Source organism: Micromonospora sp. NPDC049799 (genome assembly GCF_040656655.1).
Lineage (GTDB): Bacteria > Actinomycetota > Actinomycetes > Mycobacteriales > Micromonosporaceae > Micromonospora.
Genome location: NZ_JBFAMU010000796.1, coordinates 1 through 1,578 on the forward strand (window position 1 = coordinate 1; position 1,578 = coordinate 1,578).

3 protein-coding genes are annotated in these 1,578 nt (G+C 75.9%); 1 reads left to right on the forward strand and 2 read right to left on the reverse strand.

Going from position 1 to position 1,578, the window contains the following annotated elements:
• Positions 1-91 (reverse strand): MerR family DNA-binding transcriptional regulator (locus tag AB0I76_RS29535; protein WP_357042319.1); only part of this gene is annotated, 91 nt, incomplete at its 3' end.
• A 20-nt stretch (positions 92-111) separates the two neighbouring features.
• Between AB0I76_RS29535 and AB0I76_RS29540 the strand changes: the two genes are divergently transcribed.
• Positions 112-456, forward strand: coding sequence for a crosslink repair DNA glycosylase YcaQ family protein (locus AB0I76_RS29540; RefSeq protein ID WP_357042312.1), 345 nt, complete (start codon positions 112-114; stop codon positions 454-456).
• A gap of 2 nt (positions 457-458) precedes the next feature.
• Here AB0I76_RS29540 and malQ read toward each other — a convergent pair.
• Positions 459-1,578, reverse strand: a 1,120-nt coding sequence (gene malQ, locus AB0I76_RS29545; protein ID WP_357042316.1) for a 4-alpha-glucanotransferase, incomplete at its 5' end; no start/stop codon positions are given.

Consider the following 1,578-nt stretch of genomic DNA (forward strand, 5'->3'; position numbering starts at 1 on the left):
CACCGGTGCGTTCGGCGCGGATCAGCCCGAGCCGCTCGTAGTAGCGCAGGGCCGAGGGGGCCACGCCGCTGCGCTGGGCGAGCTGCCCGATGGTGGGGGGAGCCGGCGTCGGTGGACCCGGCCCTGCTCGACGCGCCGCCCCGGCCGGTCGACGACCTGCTGGTGCTCCCGGGCTTCGACGAGTACCTGCTGGGCTACCGCGACCGGAGGCTCATGCTCGACCCGGCGCACGCCGGCGCGATCGTGCCGGGCGGCAACGGCGTCTTCCAGGCCACGGTGGTGCGGGCCGGCCGGGTGGTCGGCACGTGGAAGCGGACCGTCGGCCCGACACGGGTGACGGTGACCGTCCACCCGCTGGTCGACCTGGACGCACGGCAGCGCGGCCGGGTGGAGCGGGCCCTGGGTCGCTACGCGGCGTTCCTCGACCGTGAGCTGCGGGTCGACTGGCCCGCCTGAGCTCAGGCGCTGTCCTCGCCTGCCGGGCGGGGACGGCCGGCGGTGAGCAGCTCCGCGATCCGGGCGACCCGCGGGTCGTCACGGATCTCGGCCAGCGACGCCGGCAGGGGCAGCCGCCAGTTCGGGTACTCGTCCACCGTGCCCGGCATGTTCGGCTGGCGCACCTCGCCGAGCACGTCGTAGAGGGACGCGGCGAGCAACCGGGTGGGGCTGGCCGCCAGCGCGGCGTGCAGCGCCTCGACAATCTCCTCGTCCGACGGCGACGCGGCACCCTCTGCTGGTTCCCCCGGGAGCAGCTTCTCGGCCCGTAGCATCGCTACGAGTTCCCGCCGCTCGGTCTCGGCGCGCTCCCGCTCGGTGACCACGTCGCGGGCGAGCAGCTTCAGCTCGGCACGGACCCGCACGTGCTCCCCGCTGAGGAAGCCCGGCGCGGTGGGCAGGTCGTGGGTGGAGATCGTCGCCAGCGCGGTACGCGGCCAGCGGGCCGGCGGCAAAAAGCCACTGTCGCCGTCGCGGGCGAACCAGAGCACGGTGGAGCCGAGCATGGTGCGCTCGCGCAGGCCACGGGTGACGGCCGGCTCGACCGTGCCCAGGTCCTCACCGACCACCACCGCCCCCGCCCGGTGCGCCTCCAGGGCGAGGATGCCGAGCATGGCGTCGGCGTCGTAGCGGACGTACGTGCCCTCGGCCGCGCCGGCACCCGGCGGCACCCACCACAGTCGCCAGAGCCCGGCGACGTGGTCCACCCGCAACCCGCCCGCGTGCCGCAGGACCCGGCGCAGCATGTCCCGGTAGGCCGCGTACCCGGTGGCGGCGAGTCGGTCGGGACGCCAGGCGGCCAGCCCCCAGTCCTGGCCGAGCTGGTTGAAGTCGTCCGGGGGTGCGCCGACGCTGACGCCCTCGGCCAGCACGTCGGCGAGCTGCCACCCGTCTGCCCCGCCCGGGTCGACTCCGACCGCCAGGTCGTGCACGATGCCGACCGGCATGCCGGCGGCCCGTGCCGCGTCGGCGGCGGTCGCCAGCTGCGCGTCGCAGAGGTGCTGCAACCAGGCGCCGGCGAGCCGACTGGCCGACCTGGTCGCGGTCCTGGCCGAGCTGGTCGGCAACGCGGTCCGGCACGCC